Annotated in this window: 19 protein-coding genes; 12 read left to right on the top strand and 7 right to left on the bottom strand. The window is 50.1% G+C overall.

The features are described from left to right. The first annotated feature begins 405 nt into the window (after positions 1 to 405). Complete coding sequence (locus tag PsAD46_RS25865; RefSeq protein WP_057462023.1) at positions 406 to 978, top strand: hypothetical protein; 573 nt, start codon at positions 406 to 408, stop codon at positions 976 to 978. A 56-nt stretch (positions 979 to 1,034) separates the two neighbouring features. Here PsAD46_RS25865 and PsAD46_RS25860 read toward each other — a convergent pair whose 3' ends face one another. Then, positions 1,035 to 1,793: a sulfite exporter TauE/SafE family protein gene (locus PsAD46_RS25860; protein ID WP_057462022.1), complete on the bottom strand. Its 759-nt coding sequence runs from the start codon at positions 1,791 to 1,793 to the stop codon at positions 1,035 to 1,037. 203 nt (positions 1,794 to 1,996) lie between these two features. Between PsAD46_RS25860 and PsAD46_RS25855 the strand changes: the two genes are divergently transcribed. Together PsAD46_RS25855 and PsAD46_RS25850 are read left to right on the top strand one after the other, a co-directional pair. Then, positions 1,997 to 3,910, top strand: a complete 1,914-nt coding sequence (locus PsAD46_RS25855) for a propionyl-CoA synthetase (protein WP_063308200.1) — start codon at positions 1,997 to 1,999, stop codon at positions 3,908 to 3,910. Between the two features lie 102 nt (positions 3,911 to 4,012). Beyond that, entirely contained in the window at positions 4,013 to 4,804 is a 792-nt protein-coding gene (locus tag PsAD46_RS25850; RefSeq protein WP_057462020.1) for an SDR family NAD(P)-dependent oxidoreductase, read from the top strand. Between the two features lie 99 nt (positions 4,805 to 4,903). Here PsAD46_RS25850 and PsAD46_RS25845 read toward each other — a convergent pair whose 3' ends face one another. Then, entirely contained in the window at positions 4,904 to 6,706 is a 1,803-nt protein-coding gene (locus tag PsAD46_RS25845) for an ABC transporter transmembrane domain-containing protein (protein WP_208980560.1), read from the bottom strand. A 262-nt stretch (positions 6,707 to 6,968) separates the two neighbouring features. Here PsAD46_RS25845 and rpmE point away from each other — a divergent pair, with 262 nt between their 5' ends. Then, complete coding sequence (gene rpmE / locus PsAD46_RS25840) at positions 6,969 to 7,193, top strand: 50S ribosomal protein L31 (protein WP_008551475.1); 225 nt, start codon at positions 6,969 to 6,971, stop codon at positions 7,191 to 7,193. A gap of 117 nt (positions 7,194 to 7,310) precedes the next feature. On the opposite strand, the gene PsAD46_RS25835 is transcribed toward rpmE, so the two are convergent. Both PsAD46_RS25835 and PsAD46_RS25830 read right to left on the bottom strand, forming a co-directional pair. Further along, entirely contained in the window at positions 7,311 to 7,835 is a 525-nt protein-coding gene (locus PsAD46_RS25835; protein ID WP_057462019.1) for a DUF1465 family protein, read from the bottom strand. A gap of 443 nt (positions 7,836 to 8,278) precedes the next feature. After that, the gene (locus PsAD46_RS25830) at positions 8,279 to 8,473 is read right to left on the bottom strand and encodes a DUF1192 domain-containing protein (RefSeq protein ID WP_063308199.1); all 195 of its coding nucleotides are present in this window, start codon (positions 8,471 to 8,473) and stop codon (positions 8,279 to 8,281) included. A 163-nt stretch (positions 8,474 to 8,636) separates the two neighbouring features. Between PsAD46_RS25830 and PsAD46_RS25825 the strand changes: the two genes are divergently transcribed. The 4 genes from PsAD46_RS25825 to PsAD46_RS28225 all read left to right on the top strand — a co-directional run bounded on the left by PsAD46_RS25825 (position 8,637) and on the right by PsAD46_RS28225 (position 11,442). Then, the gene (locus tag PsAD46_RS25825; RefSeq protein ID WP_063308198.1) at positions 8,637 to 9,644 is read left to right on the top strand and encodes an NAD(P)H-quinone oxidoreductase; all 1,008 of its coding nucleotides are present in this window, start codon (positions 8,637 to 8,639) and stop codon (positions 9,642 to 9,644) included. A gap of 185 nt (positions 9,645 to 9,829) precedes the next feature. Next, positions 9,830 to 10,549: a cell cycle transcriptional regulator TrcR gene (locus tag PsAD46_RS25820; protein ID WP_057462016.1), complete on the top strand. Its 720-nt coding sequence runs from the start codon at positions 9,830 to 9,832 to the stop codon at positions 10,547 to 10,549. 354 nt (positions 10,550 to 10,903) lie between these two features. Further along, positions 10,904 to 11,293, top strand: a complete 390-nt coding sequence (locus PsAD46_RS25815; RefSeq protein ID WP_063308197.1) for a hypothetical protein — start codon at positions 10,904 to 10,906, stop codon at positions 11,291 to 11,293. Then, positions 11,287 to 11,442 (top strand): hypothetical protein, encoded by a 156-nt coding sequence (locus PsAD46_RS28225; protein ID WP_193776997.1) that lies wholly within the window; start codon positions 11,287 to 11,289, stop codon positions 11,440 to 11,442. Before PsAD46_RS25815 ends, PsAD46_RS28225 begins: the two co-directional genes overlap by 7 nt. A gap of 442 nt (positions 11,443 to 11,884) precedes the next feature. Here the strand turns inward: PsAD46_RS28225 and PsAD46_RS25805 are convergent, their stop codons facing one another. Beyond that, complete coding sequence (locus PsAD46_RS25805; protein ID WP_063291040.1) at positions 11,885 to 12,787, bottom strand: LysR family transcriptional regulator; 903 nt, start codon at positions 12,785 to 12,787, stop codon at positions 11,885 to 11,887. Positions 12,788 to 12,884: 97 nt separating this feature from the next. On the opposite strand from PsAD46_RS25805, the gene PsAD46_RS25800 reads away from it, so the two are divergent. Continuing rightward, on the top strand, positions 12,885 to 13,994 hold the full coding sequence (locus PsAD46_RS25800; RefSeq protein WP_063291039.1) for an NADH:flavin oxidoreductase: 1,110 nt from the start codon (positions 12,885 to 12,887) through the stop codon (positions 13,992 to 13,994). A 354-nt stretch (positions 13,995 to 14,348) separates the two neighbouring features. On the opposite strand, the gene PsAD46_RS25795 is transcribed toward PsAD46_RS25800, so the two are convergent. Then, positions 14,349 to 15,383, bottom strand: a complete 1,035-nt coding sequence (locus PsAD46_RS25795; protein WP_057462011.1) for a peptidoglycan -binding protein — start codon at positions 15,381 to 15,383, stop codon at positions 14,349 to 14,351. A 3-nt stretch (positions 15,384 to 15,386) separates the two neighbouring features. Next, positions 15,387 to 16,385: a hypothetical protein gene (locus PsAD46_RS25790; protein ID WP_057462010.1), complete on the bottom strand. Its 999-nt coding sequence runs from the start codon at positions 16,383 to 16,385 to the stop codon at positions 15,387 to 15,389. Positions 16,386 to 16,688: 303 nt separating this feature from the next. Here PsAD46_RS25790 and PsAD46_RS25785 point away from each other — a divergent pair, with 303 nt between their 5' ends. The 3 genes from PsAD46_RS25785 (at position 16,689) to PsAD46_RS25775 (ending at position 18,594) form a co-directional block, all read left to right on the top strand. Continuing rightward, positions 16,689 to 17,468, top strand: coding sequence for a hypothetical protein (locus tag PsAD46_RS25785; protein WP_063308196.1), 780 nt, complete (start codon positions 16,689 to 16,691; stop codon positions 17,466 to 17,468). Next, a complete protein-coding gene (locus PsAD46_RS25780) occupies positions 17,468 to 18,034 on the top strand; it encodes a hypothetical protein (protein WP_063308195.1) in 567 nt (188 codons plus the stop codon). Before PsAD46_RS25785 ends, PsAD46_RS25780 begins: the two co-directional genes overlap by 1 nt. A gap of 272 nt (positions 18,035 to 18,306) precedes the next feature. After that, a complete protein-coding gene (locus tag PsAD46_RS25775) occupies positions 18,307 to 18,594 on the top strand; it encodes a GIY-YIG nuclease family protein (protein WP_063291036.1) in 288 nt (95 codons plus the stop codon). The last annotated feature ends 143 nt before the right edge of the window (positions 18,595 to 18,737 follow it).

Below are 18,737 nucleotides of genomic sequence, written 5' to 3'. Positions count from 1 at the left end.
AGCTTTCCCAAGATAGTTATTGGCTCCGATGAAGAGCTTGGAATTAAGAGTGTCGCATATTTTGATATATCTGAGTATAGACGCAGGGGGTAGTTCAGGTGACTTAGATGTTAGTCTGAGGGTCTTCTTGTTATTAGACTTTCATCTATAAGTATTTTTGAGATGTTTTGTGGATTGGTGTCGATATATTCGGCGAATTTAAATGCGGTGGTTGCAACTGGTGCCTTAACTTAACGGCAAAGGTGAAATCTTGTTGCGTTTTTGGGCAAGACAAACGCTCGCGACAATTTGCAACACCTCAGAAGTCTTCCCCGTTTGCCTTTCGATTTGTAATGTAGACCTGTCTGATAAAAGAATAAATCGCGACCCGTTTGATACGGCGAGTGATGAACAAGCAGGGCTCGCATGACCGTAGTGACACCAAATCGACAGGGGAAGATCGCCTTATTCTTTGGCGTGGTTTTCTGCGCGATTACCGTGGCTCTGACGGGTTATATTTTCACCCTCGGACCACAACGATCACAGGATGCGCAGTGGTTTGTTTTGTTGGTGGCGTTCCCTGTTCTGATCCAGCTGTATCTCAATCGTGCAGTCATTTTGAATCACTTCCGGGATCATTGGTATCTTTGGGCCATATCGACAGCTGTTTGTCTGGTTGTCGGGCTCCAACTCAACTTCGGTCAGCTCAATTCGACAGGCAGTATGGCAGATCAGCTGCGGACTTATTTCTTCTCGTGGGTCGAAGGGCAGCCGCCAAGCTCAGAATATGCAGGCAATCCATCAGATGCCTATAATGCAAAGCAAGTTCGGTATCGGATTGTTTCGCCCGCGCGTGGAGATCTGGATCTGACTGATCCCTCTGGTTTCTTTCATAACCGAGTGACCTGGAAGACAATGCCGGATGCTGCTTTTGAGGTCGACGGGCCAATCGACATGATCAAGAGTGTGCTTTACCACGGCTTGGGTGAGCGCGACTGATACTCACGTAGTTGATGGCTTATGCTACATCCTTTCTCTCCACCGTATAACACGCCTTAAAAGCCTGATGCGCCATCCCAAATCAGTTTGAGTGCGATAACAAACAGGGCTGCATACGTGATCTTGTAGAACAGCTCTTTGTTGATGTGTTTTACGATCTTGATTCCTGCCAGTGTCGCCAGAGGGGCGAGCGGTAGCAATACAAGAGATGTCGCGATGTTTTTGGCGTCAAACTGTCCAAGGGCGAAGTAAGGCAGCACTTTTGAGAAATTTACGACCGAAAAGAAGATGACTGCGGTACCTGCCATGACTGGTGGTGCCAGTCTGAGCGGCAAGACATACATTTGAAATGGGGCTCCGCCTGCATGTGCGATGAAACTGGTGACGCCAGAAACTGTGCCCCAGAACCCTCCTAAAAGAACATTCTGCGGCTTTGGCGGTTTGTTGGCTTTATTGTTGAACCAATAATCGAGCACAAAGACCAAAGCGATTGCGCCAGTGACCAGTCTGATGTGGGTTTCAGAGATGTAGGCTGCCGCAAAATAGCCGATCAGAGTTCCTGTCAGGCCAGCTGGTATAAGAATGGCCAGTGTTTTCCTGCAAAAGATTGCCCTGTATGAGAAAAGTCCGACTGCGTCCATGACCAGCAGGATTGGGAGGAGTATTCCTGCTGCCTGCACAGGTGGAATTGCCAATGACATAAGCGGCACACCGACAAGGGCGAGGCCGCCTCCGAATCCTCCTTTGGCCATGCCAACAATGAAAACAGCAGGTATTGCACAGAGGTAGAAGAAGGGATCAGTAATTGGCAGCATGATTTGTTTCCCGCAGGAGTGCAGGCAAGTCCTTTTTATTTAAGAGGAAACTAAGAAATAGGCGGGTTGAAAACTATATGGTCATCTTTAGTTATAAGCCGATTTTCTAATATAGCAAAACTTGCCTTTAGGGCATTCAGGGCCCAGTCTTAGCCGAACCTGTGGACAGGTACTATGCAGGGGTGCATGGGAGGAGAGCAGCTATGACAAGCCGATACCACGACATCTACAATGGATGGAAAGAAAACAAAGAAGCCTTCTGGGATGAAGCTGCTAAGGGCATTGACTGGTTCTCGCCCTACACCAAGACATTCGATGCTTCGCAAGGCACATATGGACGATGGTTTGTCGGCGGTGAGTGCAACACCTGCTACAACTGTGTTGATCGCCACGTAGAGCATGGCCGTCCGGGACAGCCAGCGATCATTTACGACAGTGCTGTTACTGGTGAGAAGCGCACCTACACGTATCTTGATGTGCAAGAGCAAGTGGGAGCTATGGCAGCGCTGCTGCGTGAGAAGGGCGTTGAAAAAGGCACCATGGTGCTGATCTATATGCCGATGATCCCTGAAGCGACGTTTGCGATGCTCGCCTGCGCGCGGCTTGGTGCGATCCACTCTGTTGTATTTGGCGGTTTTGCGGCTCAAGAGCTTGCTGTTCGTATCGAGGATTGTAAGCCTCAGGCTATCATCAGCGCGTCCTGTGGCATCGAGCCGGGGCGTGTGGTTGAATATAAGCCGCTGCTGGACCGCGCCATTGAACTGTCCTCCCATAAACCTGATTTCTGCTTTATTCAGCAACGCGAGCAAAAGGTTGCTGGCCTCATTGAAGGCCGTGACTTTGATCTGGACGCGCTGATGGAGACTGCGGTGGCCGAGAAGATGACCACTGAATGTGTTTCTGTTGCTGCGACTGATCCACTTTACGTGCTCTACACTTCTGGTACGACCGGACAGCCGAAAGGCGTGGTGCGTGACAATGGCGGGCATATGGTTGCCCTCAAGTGGTCCATGGAAAACCTCTACGGTATTGATCCGGGTGAAGTGTTCTGGGCTGCGTCTGATGTGGGTTGGGTGGTTGGCCACTCTTACATCGTTTATGCGCCACTGCTTCATGGGGCCGCGACTATTCTTTATGAAGGTAAGCCGGTTGGAACACCGGATGCTGGCGCGTTCTGGCGGGTGATCTCAGAGCATTCCGTGGTTTCACTGTTTACCGCACCGACCGCTTTCCGGGCGATCAAGAAAGAAGATCCGGAAGGTAAAGAGCTGGCGAAGTACAGCATTGCTGGCCTGCGGTCGCTGTTCCTTGCAGGAGAGCGAGCTGATCCGGATACAATTTTATGGGCAGAAAACCTGCTCGGTGTACCTGTCATCGATCATTGGTGGCAGACAGAGACTGGCTGGTGCATCGCTGGTAACCCTCTTGGCCTTGGTAAGCTGCCTATCAAGCTGGGTAGTTCCACTGTCCCAATGCCGGGATATGATATGCATGTGCTGGATGACGAAGGGAATGAGCTTGGAGCGGGGGAGCTAGGCAATATTGTCGTGAAGCTGCCGATGCCGCCGGGATCGCTGCCAACTCTTTGGAATGCTGATGATCGGTTCAAGGAAGCGTATCTCACAGAGTTCCCCGGCTATTACAAGACGGCAGATGCCGGTCTTATGGATGATGACGGTTATCTCTTCATCATGGCTCGTACCGATGACATCATCAACGTGGCCGGGCACCGCTTGTCTACGGGTGGCATGGAGGAAGTTCTTTCTGAGCACCCGGATGTGGCTGAGTGTGCCGTGATTGGGATTGCCGACAATCTCAAGGGCCAGTTGCCATGTGGTTTTGTCGTTTTGAAGAGTGGCGTTGAAAAACAAACTGCTGTGATTGAGAAAGAGCTGGTTGCTTTGGTGCGTGAAAAAGTTGGTCCTGTTGCTGCCTTTAAGCTGGCGATTACCGTTGAGCGCCTTCCCAAAACGCGGTCTGGCAAGATCCTTCGAGCGACCATGCGGAAGATTGCAGATGGCGAAGAGTTCAAGATGCCAGCAACAATTGATGACCCTGCTATTCTCGAGGAAATTGCTGAAGCGATCTCTGTTCGTGGGGTGGCATCTGTTAGCTAAATTCAGAGGAACTAAGCAGTTTTACTGGAGAAGTGCATCGACATGTTTAGGCTTTGAGATTATGGTCGGCGAAATTTCGGCATTGCCAGAGGTATCTTCAAAGTGAAACTAGAGAAGAAAGTTGCGATTGTAACCGGTGGCGCTCAAGGCATCGGTTACGCTATTGCGCAGCGTTTTTTGCAAGATGGCGCCAAAGTCATGATCTCCGACTCCGATGAGCGGGCCGGTGAAGCGGCTCAGGAAGCTCTTTCCGAGTTTGGGCATGTGGCGTTCTGCCATTGCGACGTCAGCGTTCGCCTTGATGTGCGCAATATGGTTGCAAACACTCTGGATGAGTTTGGCGACATTGATGTGCTGGTTAATAACGCTGGCATTACAGCAGCTGGTGATTTTCTTCAGCTTTCTGAAGATGATTTTGACCGGGTTTTACGTGTCAACTTGAAGGGGGCATTCCTGTGCTCTCAAGCTGTTGCACGGCATATGGTCGAGAAAGTTGAAGAGGGCGGTTCTGCTGGCTCAATCATCAATATCAGCTCCGTAAACAGTGTTTTGGCGATCCCTGATCAAGTTCCTTATACGATCTCCAAGGGTGGCTTGAACCAGCTGACGCATGTTTCGGCTGTGGCGTTGGCAAAGCACGGCATTCGTGTAAACGGTATTGGGCCTGGTTCCATTGAGACACAGATGCTCAAGAGCGTTGTGCAGGATGCGAGCAAGATGGAAACGGTTCTTTCCCGGACGCCGCTTGGTCGTTTGGGACAACCTGCTGAAGTGGCGAGCATTGCTGCGTTCCTTGCTTCAGAAGATGCAAGTTATGTTTCCGGGCAGACCATTTTTGCTGATGGTGCGCGCATGCCGCTGAACTATACAGTGGATGTGAGTGAGCCTGAGTAAGCTTCGCAGATAGAATTGAAAAAGCCGCGCTTGATGCAAGCGCGGCTTTTTTTATGAGTGTTTTGTCTGAAAGCCAGATACGCTTGTCTGGAGTGCGCTCTAGCTTGCTTTTTCCTGAGAGTTGAGCGCTTCTGCTCCAATCTCAAATTGCATTCTGGCGAGTTTTGCATAAAGGCCGTTTTGAGCGACCAGTGTGTCGTGGGTGCCTTCTTCCACGATTTTTCCGCCGTCCATCACAACGATACGATCTGCTTTGAGGACCGTTGCCAGACGATGTGCGATAATCAGTGTGGTTCGGCCTTCCATAAGCTTATCGAGGGCTTTTTGGACAATGGTCTCGCTTTCGGCATCCAGTGCGCTGGTGGCTTCGTCCAGCAGCAAAACAGGGGCGTCTTTCAGAATGGCACGAGCGATCGCTATGCGCTGTCGTTGGCCTCCAGAGAGAGTTACTCCGCGCTCGCCAATGAGTGTGTCATAGCCGTTTTTCATGTTGTTGATGAAGTCATCAGCCAACGCGAACTTCGCAGCTTCAACAATTTGCTCTCTGGACGCGATCTCTTTGCCAAATGCGATGTTTTCTGCAATTGAGCTACCGAAAATAGCGGTGTCCTGAGGGACCAGAGCGATGTGCTCGCGTAAGTCTCTTGGATCAGCAGAGTTTAGTTCGATGCCGTCGAGTGTGACCTTACCTGCAACCGGATCGTAGTATCGCATCAAGAGCTGGAACAGCGTGGACTTGCCTGCGCCACTTGGGCCGACAATAGCAACTGTTTCGCCCTTCTTGACGGAGAGGTTCAAGCCCTCCAGGACGCCAGCTTCTTTTGCTGTTGGGTAATGGAAGTCGATATCATCAAACTCAAGCTCGCCAATGGCAGGAGAGGGGAGAGTGACTGGATTGGCTGGTGCATTGATTTCGGATGGGACATGCAACAGTCCTGTAATGCGGTCTGCTGCGCCAGCGGCTTTTGCCAGTTCGCCCCATACCTGAGAGAGTTCGCTCATAGCCCCGGCAGCAATGATGGAATAGATGAGGAACTGTGTGAGCTGACCGCCACTCATACGGCCATCAATCACGTCCAGTGCGCCAACCCAGAGTACTGCCACAATGCTTGAGGCGATGATCAGGATGATTGTAGCGATCAGGAATGCGCGGGCGCGGGTGGCAATGAGAGCAACTTCATAGGTTGTCTCGATATCTCCTGCAAAGCGATCTGAAACGCTCTTTTCATTGGTGAAAGCCTGCAGTGTGCGAATGGAACCAAGTGCTTCTGTTGCATAAGCAATTGCGTTTGCCAGAGTGGATTGCGCATGGCTGGTTCTGTTGCGAACCGCACGGCCAAAGCCAAGCAGAGGCAAGACAATGAGTGGGATCGCAAGCAGCACAAACAAGGAGAGGCGCGGGCTGGTGATGACCATCAGGGTCGTCGAACCAGCGAACATCAGCAAGTGTCGAAGAGCAATAGATGCGCTGGCTCCGAATGCTGACTGAATGAGGGTTGTATCGGCTGTCAGGCGCGAAATGATCTCACCGGACTTTGTTTTGTCGTAGAATGAGGGGGATAAATAAGTGAGGTGACGGAACACGTCAGAGCGTAAGTCCGCTACGACTCGCTCACCAATCATCATGACCATGTAGTAACGAAGAGAGCTGGTGAGGGCGAGTAGCGCGATTACAAAAATAATGACAATGAAATAATCGTCAATCAAGTTGGGGTTGTCGCCGGTAAAACCGTAGTCAACCATGTAGCGGACGGCAATTGGCAGTACCAAAGTGAGGCCAGCTGCCGCCAGCAGAGCAAAGGTTGCCAGAACCAGACGGGCTTTGTGCCTTAAAAGATAAGGGAAAAGTGTTGCGAGTGGACGCAAGGTCTTTTCCCGATTGTTTGAGTCCTGCTGGCTCATGCCACCCCCGGATATCTGCGAAATCATTTAAGTTTATCGTATGATGCAGTAGATGTGTCCCGATAGTTTTAATTGCAAGCGCTTTCTCTGGTTTTCTGCGGGCTGTACCCTCTTGTTTCCTCGGTTTGGATGGGGTATAGACGCCTTCACAATTGCGCCGTTCTTGGAAAAGTGCGGCTTCTTTCTACCGATGCTTCAGGCCAGCCCTAAGCCCATCTTTTGATTGAGGCGGCTCAGCCGTTGCTGACAGGACAGTTTAGTCATGAAACAGGACATTCATCCAGATTACCACACCATCACTGTAAAACTCGTTGATGGTTCCGAATTCACCACCCGTTCTACTTACGGTAAAGAAGGTGACACCCTGCAGCTCGACATCGATCCGAGCTCCCACCCAGCATGGACTGGTGGTGACCGTCAGCTCATGGACCGTGGCGGTCGCGTGTCCCGCTTCACCAACAAGTTTGGTGGCTTCCTGGGCAAATAATTGCTCTGAAGTTTGCGAAATTAAAAAACCCGAAGCGTTTGCTTCGGGTTTTTTTGTGCGCGTTTGAGGAGTGCGCAGGGTTGCTAGCGGAGTTTGACGCTAGCGAAACTTATCAGGCTATTTAAACGCTGCTGTGATTTGAGAGAGCTGATCACCCACTGGATTGGAAGTGTTTGCCGCTTGCTCGCGCAGGAGCTCCTCCTTGAGCATGCTATCGACGTGCTTGATGCGTCTTTGCAGGTGGAATGAGGTTTCGATCAGGGTGCGAAGTGTTTCAGGCAGGTCTGGCCAGGCCGGGTTCTGCATTTCCTTGGTCGCATTATCGACGCGGATCTTGTTTTTCTCATTCTGAGCTTCTGCTTGTACAATCTCACCGTCATTTACTGCCCGTTGCAGCAGAAGCCAGGAGGCCATCTGCATGAGGCGGGTGGTGAGGCGCATGGACTCGGTTGCGTAAGCGAGAGAAGCGGCGGAGCCAAGAGCTTTGCTCTGTTTTCTTCCCGGACCATCAAGATAGGATGCAGTGTCTTCAATAAGGCCCATCCCTTCGCGGAAAAGCTCCGTGAAGTTTTGGGAGGACATGAGCCGTTGAGCGAAGTTGAAGGTGTTCTCTGGCCCTGTTTCAGTTTTGAATTCACCCATCTTAAAAATCCCTTCAATAACTGCGTTAGGTTTCTCTCACTCGCGTCCTTTAAGATCCCAGTCTGAAACAATTACGGCTCGAAAATTGAAGTGAGCCTTTTGGAAAGAATAAAACTGTCTCGAAATGGAGCAAGAGATCTTACTTCAATCTGAGTGGAGCAAAGCCCGTGCCAACTCATGGTTGTGAATAGAGTGATTAAACCGGGGCAGGGTGTTGCCTGAGCAGAAAAAAAGAGCCGCATCGGTGCGGCTCTGAGGTGTTTTAACAGGGAGGCGTCAAGCAGAGTGAATGTTCACTCTGGTTCCAGATCAACTGGAATAACTAAGTTCTAATTTAAAATGGTTAACGATACGTAAACCATAAGTATCCAATTCATTTATTTACAATTTGTAGCTTGCATTTATATGAATTTGAGTAAGTTTTTGTTTTAAACTTTGTTTGATTACTTAAAGAAGCTTTCGGCTGATGAGTTGGCGCTTGATTTTGTTTCGATCTCATTCTCAACGCGCACGATCTCTGCCTTAAGCTGCTCAAGACGCTCATTTAATTCGTGGATTGAGAGGTTCGTGAGGGGCTCTCCCACTATTACCCCGGAGGTTGCTGGGCGAGGTGTGTCATCATCATCGAATAAACCCATAGCGTTATGTACTCCTTGTGTTTGCCTTGGGGAATTCTCGATATCAAAAAAGCGAGAATTCACCTTTGGTGGGGTAGACGGGCACTTGTTGGCTACTATTCTTTACCTAATTGAGAAGGTGAGCAAGCAGCAGTTTCGCTATTTGCAAAAATCGAGGCAGCTTATGACAATAGATGATCGTTCAGCACAAATGAAAGCCGTTGTAATGAACGGTGTCGGGGGTTCGGAAGTCCTTGAAATTGCAGAGGTTGAAGTCCCCAGGCCTGGTGTCGGCGAGGTGCTGATCAAGGTTCATGCAGCGGGGGTAAATCGTCCGGATGTCATTCAGCGGACGGGAGCATATCCGCCACCTCCCGGGGCTTCTCCTTTGCTGGGATTGGAAGTTTCTGGTGAAGTTGTGGAGTTGGGAGAAGGTGTTGCTTCTCACAGCTTGGGAGAGCGGGTTTGTGCGCTGACGCCGGGTGGTGGGTATGCGCAGTATTGTGTTGCGCCTGCTGCGCATGTTCTGCATGTGCCTGCGGGGATATCTATGGAGGAAGCTGCCGGCATTCCGGAGACTTTCTTTACGGTGTGGTCCAATGTGTTTGACCGTTTGGGGCTTCAGTCTGGTGAGAAGTTCCTTGTTCATGGCGGGTCTTCCGGGATCGGGACAACAGCCATTCAATTGGCGAAGGCCTTCGGTGCTGAGGTGTTTACGACGGTTGGGTCTGATGAGAAGGCACAGGCGGTTCGCGAGCTTGGGGCGGACTATGTGATCAACTACCGGACGACCGATTTTGTGAAAGAGATTGGTAACATCACATCTAAGCAGGGGGTTGAAGTGATCCTTGATATGGTTGGTGGTGATTATGTTGAGAAGAACTGGATTGTTGCAGCAGTTGACGGGCGTATCTGCCAGATTGCGACGCTTCATGGGCCTTCGGAGAATGTCAACTTTAGCCGATTAATGATGAAGCGGCTGACGCACACCGGTTCAACACTGCGACCACGGACCAACGCGTATAAAGGTCAGATCGCTGATGCTCTTCGTGAGAAGGTCTGGCCATTGCTGGAGACCAGCCGCGTTAAGGTGGTTTTGGATAAGGTCTTTGATATCAGCGATGTAAAGGCCGCGCATGACAGGATGGAAGGTTCCGGCCATATCGGAAAGATCATCCTCAAGGTTGCCTAGGGAAAGTGCATAGGCCGGTTTTGAATTCTCACAGGTTTCCTAAAGATGGTGGAGGCCCGTGTTGATCTGGTTTGCTTTTGGGAAAATGTGAGCGTATAGTGCGCTCAAGTTTCCCAAAAACTCTTATGGAATTCGGCTTCGCCACCTTTGATTAGGCTGTGGAGCACTCAGGAGGGATTTATACAATGTCCAACGCGCCGCTTATGCCAAAGGCAACAGCCGTATGGTTGGTAGATAACACCGCTCTTGGCTTTGATCAGATTGCTGCGTTTTGTAAGCTGCATCCGCTTGAAGTGAAGGCGATCGCTGATGGTGAAGCTGCTCAGGGCATCAAGGGTATGGACCCTGTTCTGGCAGGTCAGCTGACCCGTGACGAAATTGAAAAAGCGTCGAACGATCCGCGCTACCGTATGCAGATTTTCGAGTCCAAAGTGCGTGTTCCAGAGAACAAGCGCAAAGGTCCTCGTTACACCCCTGTTTCTCGTCGTCAGGATCGTCCGAACGCAATTTTGTGGCTTGTACGCTACCATCCTGAGCTGCTTGATGCTCAGATCATGCGTCTTGTTGGCACAACCAAGCCGACGATTGAAGCAATTCGTACGAGAACGCATTGGAACTCTGCGCATCTTGATCCGATGGATCCGGTCACTCTGGGTTTGAGTTCTCAGATTGAGCTGGACATCGAAGTTGAGAAAGCTGCGAAGAACGCTCCGAAACCGATTGAAGGTGAAGAGCCGCAATCCCTTCTGCCTGTTGATGAAACAACAAGCGAAGAAGCAATGGCTGCTGCGTTTGCGACACCTGCGCCGAAGACCCGTGAAGTTGAAGAAGCCGTGGATGCAGATGCTGTGTTCGCGAACTTCAAATCTACCGGTGACAGTGATGAGGACGAAGACGAGCGCTAAGAGCGTCTTTAGCGCGAATTCTTATCATTTGATTGGACTCAATCAAATGGAACGCGCTTGGAAGGGGCATAACTCTAAAAGAGCTTGCCCTGCCTTTGTTGGATAACATGAAAAGCCGCTGCCTGCTGGGAGCGGCTTTTTTCGTGTTTGCGCTACTATGTGAAACTTTGCGTTATTTTGCGTTTTTTACGTTCTGGCCGCGTTGCTATGTTGATTGCGCTATACAGGTCGGAATGGCGTACATTCGTTGGCTGAACGCTGGCCTCCTCCATCAGGGAAGTTACTCCCCTTGTTGAGGTTTGAGGCTATGATGTAGCATCACTTCATTTCCTGATTGTTTGGATAGTTGCTCTTATGCGTAGATTGCTTGGTGCTGTATTTGCATTACTTGTTGCAAGTGGTGTTTCGTTTGCTTCTGGCCTGAAGGACGAGAACCTTCTGGTGGGGATGCCTGAGGGCTACAAGGTTGCCTTTTCACAAAACAAGAATGGTCTGCTGGTTTCCGAGATGATCCCTCGCGGACAATCTCTGAAGAACTGGAAGGATATGGTGACCGTTCAGATTCATTTTTCCCGGCGAGTACCAATGAAGGTACTGGAGAAGCAATATACGCAGGTGAAGAGTCCTATCTGCAAGCAGCAAGATGGGCGCCTCGTGAGAAGGGGCGTGAGAATGGCTACGAGTTTGGCCTCTTTCTTACCAGCTGCACCACCACACCAGCTTCCAAAAGTGAGACAGTGCTGACCAAGGTTATTGTGGGTAATGACAGTACCTACTTCACCATCAAGTCCTGGCGCTCAAACGTGGGAGAGGCAGATATTGCGAAGTGGTCGGCTTATCTGTCCCGTGTGAAGGTGTGTGATAGCCGGATTGAGGGCAGGAAGTGTCCGTGAGTGGGGTGACGTGGGCTTTGAGTATCAATTAAGCGGAGGCTGACATGAAAGTATCTTTTGTGAAAGTCTGATCGTAAGAAATCAGCGGGCTTTTGAGATCTTCAGTTTTTCTTGCTTCGCTCTATTCTTGGTGGATTCTTCAGAACGCGTGAGAGCTTTGGCTATGGCCTTTAAACTCATCCCCTTTGTCGCCAGCAAATGCAGCTTCCGAATTTCCTCAGGGGTCCACGCTTGGCGGTGGCGTTCAAAACGATCTGCCATTGATTTAGTCTACCTTATCATTGTGTTGAAGCTAACATAAAGCATTGTCGTGCTTATGGTGCTAGTACAAAAACGATCAATGAGTGTGTGACGTCAGTACTTAAGGGATAAATAAGTCAATTTGACCTGAGAGTGTTGTAGGTGAGGCAGCCATTCCATCACAACTGCTGCGCTACACCCATTATGTTTTGTCTTTGCAAGCTTGGGCAAAAAAGCGCCATGCAATTTGAACACGCTTGGGAAGATGTTTTCTGGGCGCGCGCAATAAGAACAATTTAAAGGGGTCAGCATCTTCTATTTGGTCTAAATGGATCAGCTGACCAGTTCTTAGTTCACTTTCTACAATCACTTTAGGCAGAAAAGCGATACCCGCGCCGCTGATCGCTGCTCGTTTTAAAACAAAACTATTATTGGCACGCAGCACGACGTTTGGCGCAATCCAATCCTGCCCCTCGCGACAGCGCAAAAACCACTCAGAAGAACTCTGAGGGCTATCGAACACAAGAGCTTTATGGCCTTTCACGTCATGGCTTGTTTCAATTTTGGGAGTACGGGAGAGGTAGTCTTTTGAGGCGCAAAGTACTCGTGGCACGAACGAAACTTGCTGTGTAACAGCTGTACTGTCTTCAAGGGCTCTGGAGACCCTAAAAATGATATCAACATCCTCATTCAAGACATCAGAAAAGCTATCAGATACAACTATGTCCAGTTTTATGCTCGGATATTTCATCTGAAACTCAGAAATGTGCTCAGCTATAACATCTTGAGCAATTATTGAGGGCACATTGAGCCGTACAACGCCCGTGATGGCCTTCGAGTCTGCACAAAGCTTGTCCTTCAACCATGTCAGCTCATCAGCAACAATACTTGCGGTTCGGTAGCATTCCTGCCCGGCGTCTGTAAGACGCAAAGCACGGGTTGATCGGATCAATAAGCTAGCGCCTAAAACAGCCTCTAACCGGGTAACCTGCTTGGCAACCCAGGCAGGTGAGATATTGAGAATGCGTCCGGCAGCTGAAAAGCTTCCAGAGTCAACAACAACCCGAAAAATACCGAGTAGATCTGATAGGTTCTCGCTTGTCATTATATAACGAATTGGAAAAGGTGATTAGTCATTGCATCCAATTAACATACTAGCAGGAAGAGGTATACCCGATTGACTACCAGCAAACGGAGATACCATGACCTACTCTCAGTTATTCGAAAGCGCAAAACTTGGGAAGCTAGAGCTACGCAACCGAACTCTTGTCGCTCCAATGACGCGCGTCAGTGCAAGTGCTTCAGGCTGCGTTGGCCCTCTTATGCAGCCGTATTATGAGAGATTTGGCAAGGGCGGCTTTGGAGCAATCATTACCGAGGGTGTCTACACTGACCAACACTTTAGTCAGGGATACGAGTTCCAGCCGGGGATCACTGATAAAACGCAAGCTGCAAGTTGGGCTGAGTTAATCAAAGGCGTGAAGGCAACAGGCGCAAAAATAATTATGCAATTAATGCATGCTGGTGCCCTGTCTCAATTTAATCGCTTCTCTAATGAGACACGTGGCCCTTCCCCCGTACAGCCTAAAGGTCATCAAATGGAGTTCTATCGGGGGTCTGGTATGTATCCTACCCCTTCCGAAATGACGGTTTCTGAGATTAAGACTGCAATTTGCGGTTTTGCAGACTCGGCTAAACGTGCTCAGGAAGCTGGTGCAGATGGGGTCGAGATTCACAGTGCCAACGGCTATCTTTTGGATCAGTTCCTAACCGATTACGCAAACCAGCGTGGTGACCAATACGGCCAAGGCATATTTGAACGCGCACGACTGACATGCGAGGTTCTAGAAGCTGTTCGTGATGCTGTCGGGGGCGACTTTACGGTTGGCGTACGTCTATCACAGAGCAAGGTCAACGACTTCGAGCACAAATGGGCAGGACAAGAAGACGACGCAAAGGTTATCTTCGAGGCGGTTGAAGCGAGTGGTGCTGATTACGTGCACACTACAGAATTTTCTGCTCAGGCCTCGGCATTTCAACATGGAGCGTCTTTAGCTGCACATGCAAAAAATCTTACCGCTTTACCTGTCATAGCGAATGGCGGCCTGGGTGATCCTGCAATCGCACAAAAAATGATCCTGCAAGATGAGTGTGATTTTGTGGCGATTGGTAAAGACGCGCTTGTTACGCAGAATTGGCCTGTGAAAGTGCAAAAGAACGAAGCGCGGCGTCCGTTTGATTTTGAAATGTTCACGCCTCTGGCTGATCTAGAGACAGCGAATGCTTACTTTTCTGCCTGTGCCGAAATCTAGTTTAGAACATTCTCTTTACGGCATCTCTCCACAAGAGGGGTGCCGTCAGTTCCTTCTGGTCAGTTGGGTAATTCCAGATCTCTCATAAGGGTGACTGTAGAAGCCTTGGGGTGTGCCTGTTTCAACCTCAGTGAGAAGTACTTGGATGGCCGCTTAGGCCTTCTACGTTACAGTTTCATCTTGCGTAGCAGAACTATTAGGATGCAGCGAATGTCGGCGTTATTCGCACATCAGTTGTTCAGTGGCCCTGAGGGGCAGCAGTTTTGCTCAATATAACCTATTTCCACGAGCACAAAAAAACAGGCGCTTGAGGGATGCTCAAACGCCTGCTTCATTATCAAGTTTTATCAGTCTCTACCGCTGTGTGAGTTTTAGCTCGATGCGGCGGTTTTTGGCGTTGGCCTCATTGGTGGTGCCTTCTTCGAGGGGTTGGAACTCGCCGAAGCCGGCGGCGACCAGGCGGTCTGGTTCCACGCCTCTGGCAATGAGGTATTTGACCACCGAGATAGCCCGAGCGGCTGAGAGTTCCCAGTTGTCGCGCAGGCGACCGGTGCCGGAGAGTGGGCGGGCATCTGTGTGGCCGTCCACGCGCAGGACCCAGTTGATCTCTGATGGGATTTGTCCCTCAAGTTCCAAAATGGCGCTTGCGAGGATATCCAGCTGGTTTTTGCCTTGCGGGTTGACCTCGTCATCACCGGAGGAGAACAGCACCTCGGACTGGAACACAAAACGGTCGCCGACAACTTCAATATCAGAGCGCTGGGCGAGGATTTCGCGCAGGCGGCCAAAGAAGTCTGAACGGTAGCGTGACAGCTCCTGCACCCGCTGGGCGAGGGCGACGTTGAGCCGTTTGCCAAGGTCCGCAATGCGGGTCTGGCTTTCTCGGTCGCGTGTTTCTGAGGCGTCCAGTGCGTCTTCCAACACGGCGATCTGGCGGCGCAGGGCGCTGATCTGCTGGTTGAGCAGTTCTACCTGTGCCAGAGCCTTATCGCTGATCTGCTGTTCGCCTTCCAGCTTTGCGCGCAGGGATGCCAGTGCGCCACCTGCCTCGTCAATCTGGCCGGAGCGCTCGTTGAGCAGGCCCTGAAGACGATCCCGTTCTTCAGCGGTCTGGTCCAGACCCAGTTGCAGGGAGGAGATGGTGGATTCCAGATCTCCAACACTCGCCTTTTCCAGCGCCAGCAGCTCTGTGAGCTCTGCGATTTGCTGGTTGAGGCGGTTGAGCACCTTATCCCGGCCAGACAGCTGCTGGCTGAGGAAGAACTGCGCAATCATGAAGATGGAGAGCAGGAAGATGAACACCAGCAGGAGCGCGGACATGGCGTCCACGAAACCCGGCCAGTAATCCTCTGAGTTGTTTTGAGACCTGCGTGTGCGTACACCAGCCATGCTTTATTCCTTCTCCCGCTCTACCTCTGCGGTGAGCGTTTTCAGGAAGCGTTCAATCCGGCGCTGTTGCATGGACTGGGCCTCGGCCCATTCGCGCATCATCTTCTGCTCGGAGCGCACATGCTGGACGAGGCCCTGAATGCCTTCTGCCAGTTTGCTCATGGCGGCGTTGGAATTTTCATCCGGCTCAGCGCCTTTTGTTTCCATGGATTTGCGCAGCTTGTCGAGCGTGATGCGCAGGTCCGCAGCCATATCGGCAGATGTGCCGTTGCCCAGTTCGTCCGGATCGATATCCGTCAGGGTGGAGAGCCAGTCTTCCAGCTCCTGATAGAAGCGGTTTTGGGCCTGTCCTGCCTGCAGGTCGAGGAAGCCCAGAACGAGGGAACCGGTCAGACCAAGCAAGGAGGAGGAGAACGCGATGCCGAGGCCGGTCATCTGTGCGGTGATGCCGGAGACCAGATCTTCAAACAGCACGTTTGCGTCGCCGCCCGCCGCGTTCAGCGTGCTGACGGTGGTTGCCACAGCGCTTACGGTTTGCATCAGACCCCAGAAGGTACCGACCAGACCGAGGAAGATGAGCAGGCGGGTGAGGTAGCGTGAAATCTCGCGGGATTCATCCAGGCGCATGCCGATGGAATCGAGCATGGAGCGCATGGTGGTTGGCGAGATGGTCATGTCGCCTGCTTTGTTGCCAAGCAGGGTTGCCATTGGCGCCAGAAGGATCGGCGGGCGGCGCACCTCTAGGCGTGGATCGCCGAGGCGGAAGCCGTTAACCCATGATACTTCCGGGAAAATTCGCAGGACCTGCCTGAAAGACAGAAGTATACCCAGTGCTGCGACGCCTACGATCAGGCCGTTCAATGCGGGGTTTGCCATGAAGGCTGCGGTGATTTGCCCGATCAGGACAAAGGCGATGAAGCCTGCCAGAACCAGAAAAATAATCATGCGCCACAGATAAACCTGTGGGCTCGACAGACTGTAGGGATCGTAGTCGCGTGCCATTATCCTGCGTACATCTAAAGCAAAGCGGCTTCTCTTTGTCTGGTCAGACCAATCAAGCAGAACCCGCTTTAAAGTTAATGATGTCTTTAGATAACGCGATTTCCGGTTAATAGGAAACCGCAAATCGCTGCGATTGGGCAAGAAAAGCGTAAGTTTTTAAATAAGTCGCATTTTTGCGCGCGTGCTGCCGTGTTTTGGGCGGGATGTGGTCATGGTGGGGGAGTCGTATTGGTCGTGCACTCTCCCATAAGTTGCTGTAGGGATGTTCTGTATATTGCTTTTTTTTGGAAATTGGGGCGGCGTATGATATTTCTTTTTTTTGTAATTTGCTGGAGCTTAGCTGCAATCTTGGGGGCGTCTGTTTTTTTAGCTGGCGGCTTCCCTTTAAGCTCTGATACTCACGTATTTTTCCAAGCCTTGCTTTCTATTTTCCTCTTCTTGCTACCTTTTTCTAAGTCATTATCGTTAGGTGGACTCTTTAAGTTTGAGACTAATCTAGCGGAAGTGAAGAAAGAGATCGATACTTTTAAAGAAGAGACTAGAAGTAATTTTAGTCTTCAATCTTCTAATTTGCTGGCCTTAACAAGCCAAATATCACAACATACAACAATCAATTTACCGCCGTTGTCTGTTGGACAGCAAGCTTATGAGAAAATATCTGAACACTCTGCGGAAATGGACAAAAATGCAGATAGTTTGTTCGGAGAATTTCTATCTGAGAGCGAAAATGATCGCCACCTTGCTCTGGCTAAACTCAGGATGAATTTGGAAAGTGAGTTGCGTGAACTCTTAGGAGCTCGCACGTCGATCAATCGTAAGACTAGCATTAAATTCAGATCACTGCGCAACCTATGGGCAGAGTACCTAAAGAGGTACCCTGAAAAGGAATACCTTTCTGATGGATTTCGTTTTGCAAATGATGTTGCTAACTCAGCAATTCATGCACAGCAGGTGCCAGAGGGATATGCAGAAGAAGCTCTACAGATTGGCTTGAGGATACTCAATGATATTCGGGAAGTTAAGGCAGGTCTTAATCCTAGCAATAGCTCGATAGTATCCGGTAGTGAGAGTATTGGAGGGTGATGAAAACTTATGTCTCGGAATTTTTTAATCTTGTAAAAAATGCTGAAGTTGAAATCTACAATGAGTTTAGCCTTCAGCATGAGTTGGGCATCTTCTTAAGGCAACAACTTCCCGACAGTGTGGTACAGTTTGAGCGAAATATTAGTTATTTTGGTTTTGATAAAAGTGCCTTCTTTAAAAAAGAGCTAGATATCTGCGTACTAAGTGAAACGCGTGAGTTGCTGGTTGCAATTGAGCTCAAGTTTCCACGTAATGGTCAGTACCCTGAACAGATGTTTAGTTTTTGCAAGGACTTAGTTTTCCTTGAACAGCTTAAGAAAGCTGGGGTTCAGAGTGCATATTTAGTCATTGTTGTTGATGATCCGTTGTTCTACAGCGGTTTGAGCAATGGTATCTATAGCTTTTTTCGGTCTGACCGATGTTTGACTGGAACAGTTTGCAAACCAACTGGCAGCAAAGATGTCTTGTTAAACATTGAAGGCGAGTATCAGCTAAAATGGCAACCCATAGCAAAGAATATAGCTTTTGCCATTATTGAAGCTGACATAGTTGATATTGCGAAATGAGTGAGACGGATATGAGACTTACTCCCTGCAATCTTTAGGTTATTACCTATGTTACATGGGATTCCGGAGTTTTGCTTCGCCGAGGTGACAGCAATTGAATGGGACTGTTGATGGACACCACGTAAAAGTGTCTCGGTTGGTTGGTCACTGGCCGCCGCCGCAACACCGTTATCTTCCCTGCCATTGAGCCGGGATCTATGGGGTGGTCCCTCAAATGATGATGGTGTGTTTGGGTGATTGTGGGGGCGTGTTGTGATGGTCAAACTGCTTCCATGTCTTACTTCATGTACATATTGGCGAGTAAGCCGCGTGGAGTGCTTTATACTGGTGTGACGAATGACCTTGCGCGTCGGGTTTATGAGCATAAGAGCAAGGTTAGGTGTCGCTTTACCGCGAAATTTGATGTTTCGAAGCTGGTTTATTCTGAGCAGTTCAGGGATGTGAGTGACGCGATCCGCCGGGAGAAGCAAGTGAAGCGGTGGCGCCGGGTTTGGAAGATTGATGCGATTGAAGGTCTGAACCCGAAGTGGGATGATTTGTACTTGCGGTTCAATCATTAGACGGCAGGTTTGTGGGTATGGATCCCGGGTCTACGTGTACATACCGGAGACATAGGTGACAGGTGTTCGGAGAGATGGTTGACACATTAACATGGCATTCAGGGAGGGACCGGGATGCCTTGGAAAGAGTGTTCAACAATGAA

Source organism: Pseudovibrio sp. Ad46 (assembly GCF_001623065.1).
Lineage (GTDB): Bacteria > Pseudomonadota > Alphaproteobacteria > Rhizobiales > Stappiaceae > Pseudovibrio.
This window is presented reverse-complemented; position numbering and strand designations above follow the sequence as displayed.

Bases quoted from the DNA above. Each gene is read 5' to 3' on its own strand.
- PsAD46_RS25795 (WP_057462011.1), bottom strand. From the start codon at position 15,383: ATGGCTGGTGTACGCACACGCAGGTCTCAAAACAACTCAGAGGATTAC.
- PsAD46_RS25805 (WP_063291040.1), bottom strand. From the start codon at position 12,787: ATGACAAGCGAGAACCTATCAGATCTACTCGGTATTTTTCGGGTTGTT.
- PsAD46_RS25790 (WP_057462010.1), bottom strand. From the start codon at position 16,385: ATGGCACGCGACTACGATCCCTACAGTCTGTCGAGCCCACAGGTTTAT.
- PsAD46_RS25845 (WP_208980560.1), bottom strand. From the start codon at position 6,706: ATGAGCCAGCAGGACTCAAACAATCGGGAAAAGACCTTGCGTCCACTC.
- PsAD46_RS25825 (WP_063308198.1), top strand. From the start codon at position 8,637: ATGACAATAGATGATCGTTCAGCACAAATGAAAGCCGTTGTAATGAAC.
- PsAD46_RS25800 (WP_063291039.1), top strand. From the start codon at position 12,885: ATGACCTACTCTCAGTTATTCGAAAGCGCAAAACTTGGGAAGCTAGAG.
- PsAD46_RS25865 (WP_057462023.1), top strand. From the start codon at position 406: ATGACCGTAGTGACACCAAATCGACAGGGGAAGATCGCCTTATTCTTT.
- PsAD46_RS25780 (WP_063308195.1), top strand. From the start codon at position 17,468: ATGAAAACTTATGTCTCGGAATTTTTTAATCTTGTAAAAAATGCTGAA.
- PsAD46_RS25835 (WP_057462019.1), bottom strand. From the start codon at position 7,835: ATGGGTGAATTCAAAACTGAAACAGGGCCAGAGAACACCTTCAACTTC.
- PsAD46_RS25830 (WP_063308199.1), bottom strand. From the start codon at position 8,473: ATGGGTTTATTCGATGATGATGACACACCTCGCCCAGCAACCTCCGGG.
- PsAD46_RS25855 (WP_063308200.1), top strand. From the start codon at position 1,997: ATGACAAGCCGATACCACGACATCTACAATGGATGGAAAGAAAACAAA.
- PsAD46_RS25820 (WP_057462016.1), top strand. From the start codon at position 9,830: ATGTCCAACGCGCCGCTTATGCCAAAGGCAACAGCCGTATGGTTGGTA.
- PsAD46_RS25775 (WP_063291036.1), top strand. From the start codon at position 18,307: ATGTCTTACTTCATGTACATATTGGCGAGTAAGCCGCGTGGAGTGCTT.
- PsAD46_RS25860 (WP_057462022.1), bottom strand. From the start codon at position 1,793: ATGCTGCCAATTACTGATCCCTTCTTCTACCTCTGTGCAATACCTGCT.
- rpmE (WP_008551475.1), top strand. From the start codon at position 6,969: ATGAAACAGGACATTCATCCAGATTACCACACCATCACTGTAAAACTC.
- PsAD46_RS25815 (WP_063308197.1), top strand. From the start codon at position 10,904: ATGCGTAGATTGCTTGGTGCTGTATTTGCATTACTTGTTGCAAGTGGT.
- PsAD46_RS25785 (WP_063308196.1), top strand. From the start codon at position 16,689: ATGATATTTCTTTTTTTTGTAATTTGCTGGAGCTTAGCTGCAATCTTG.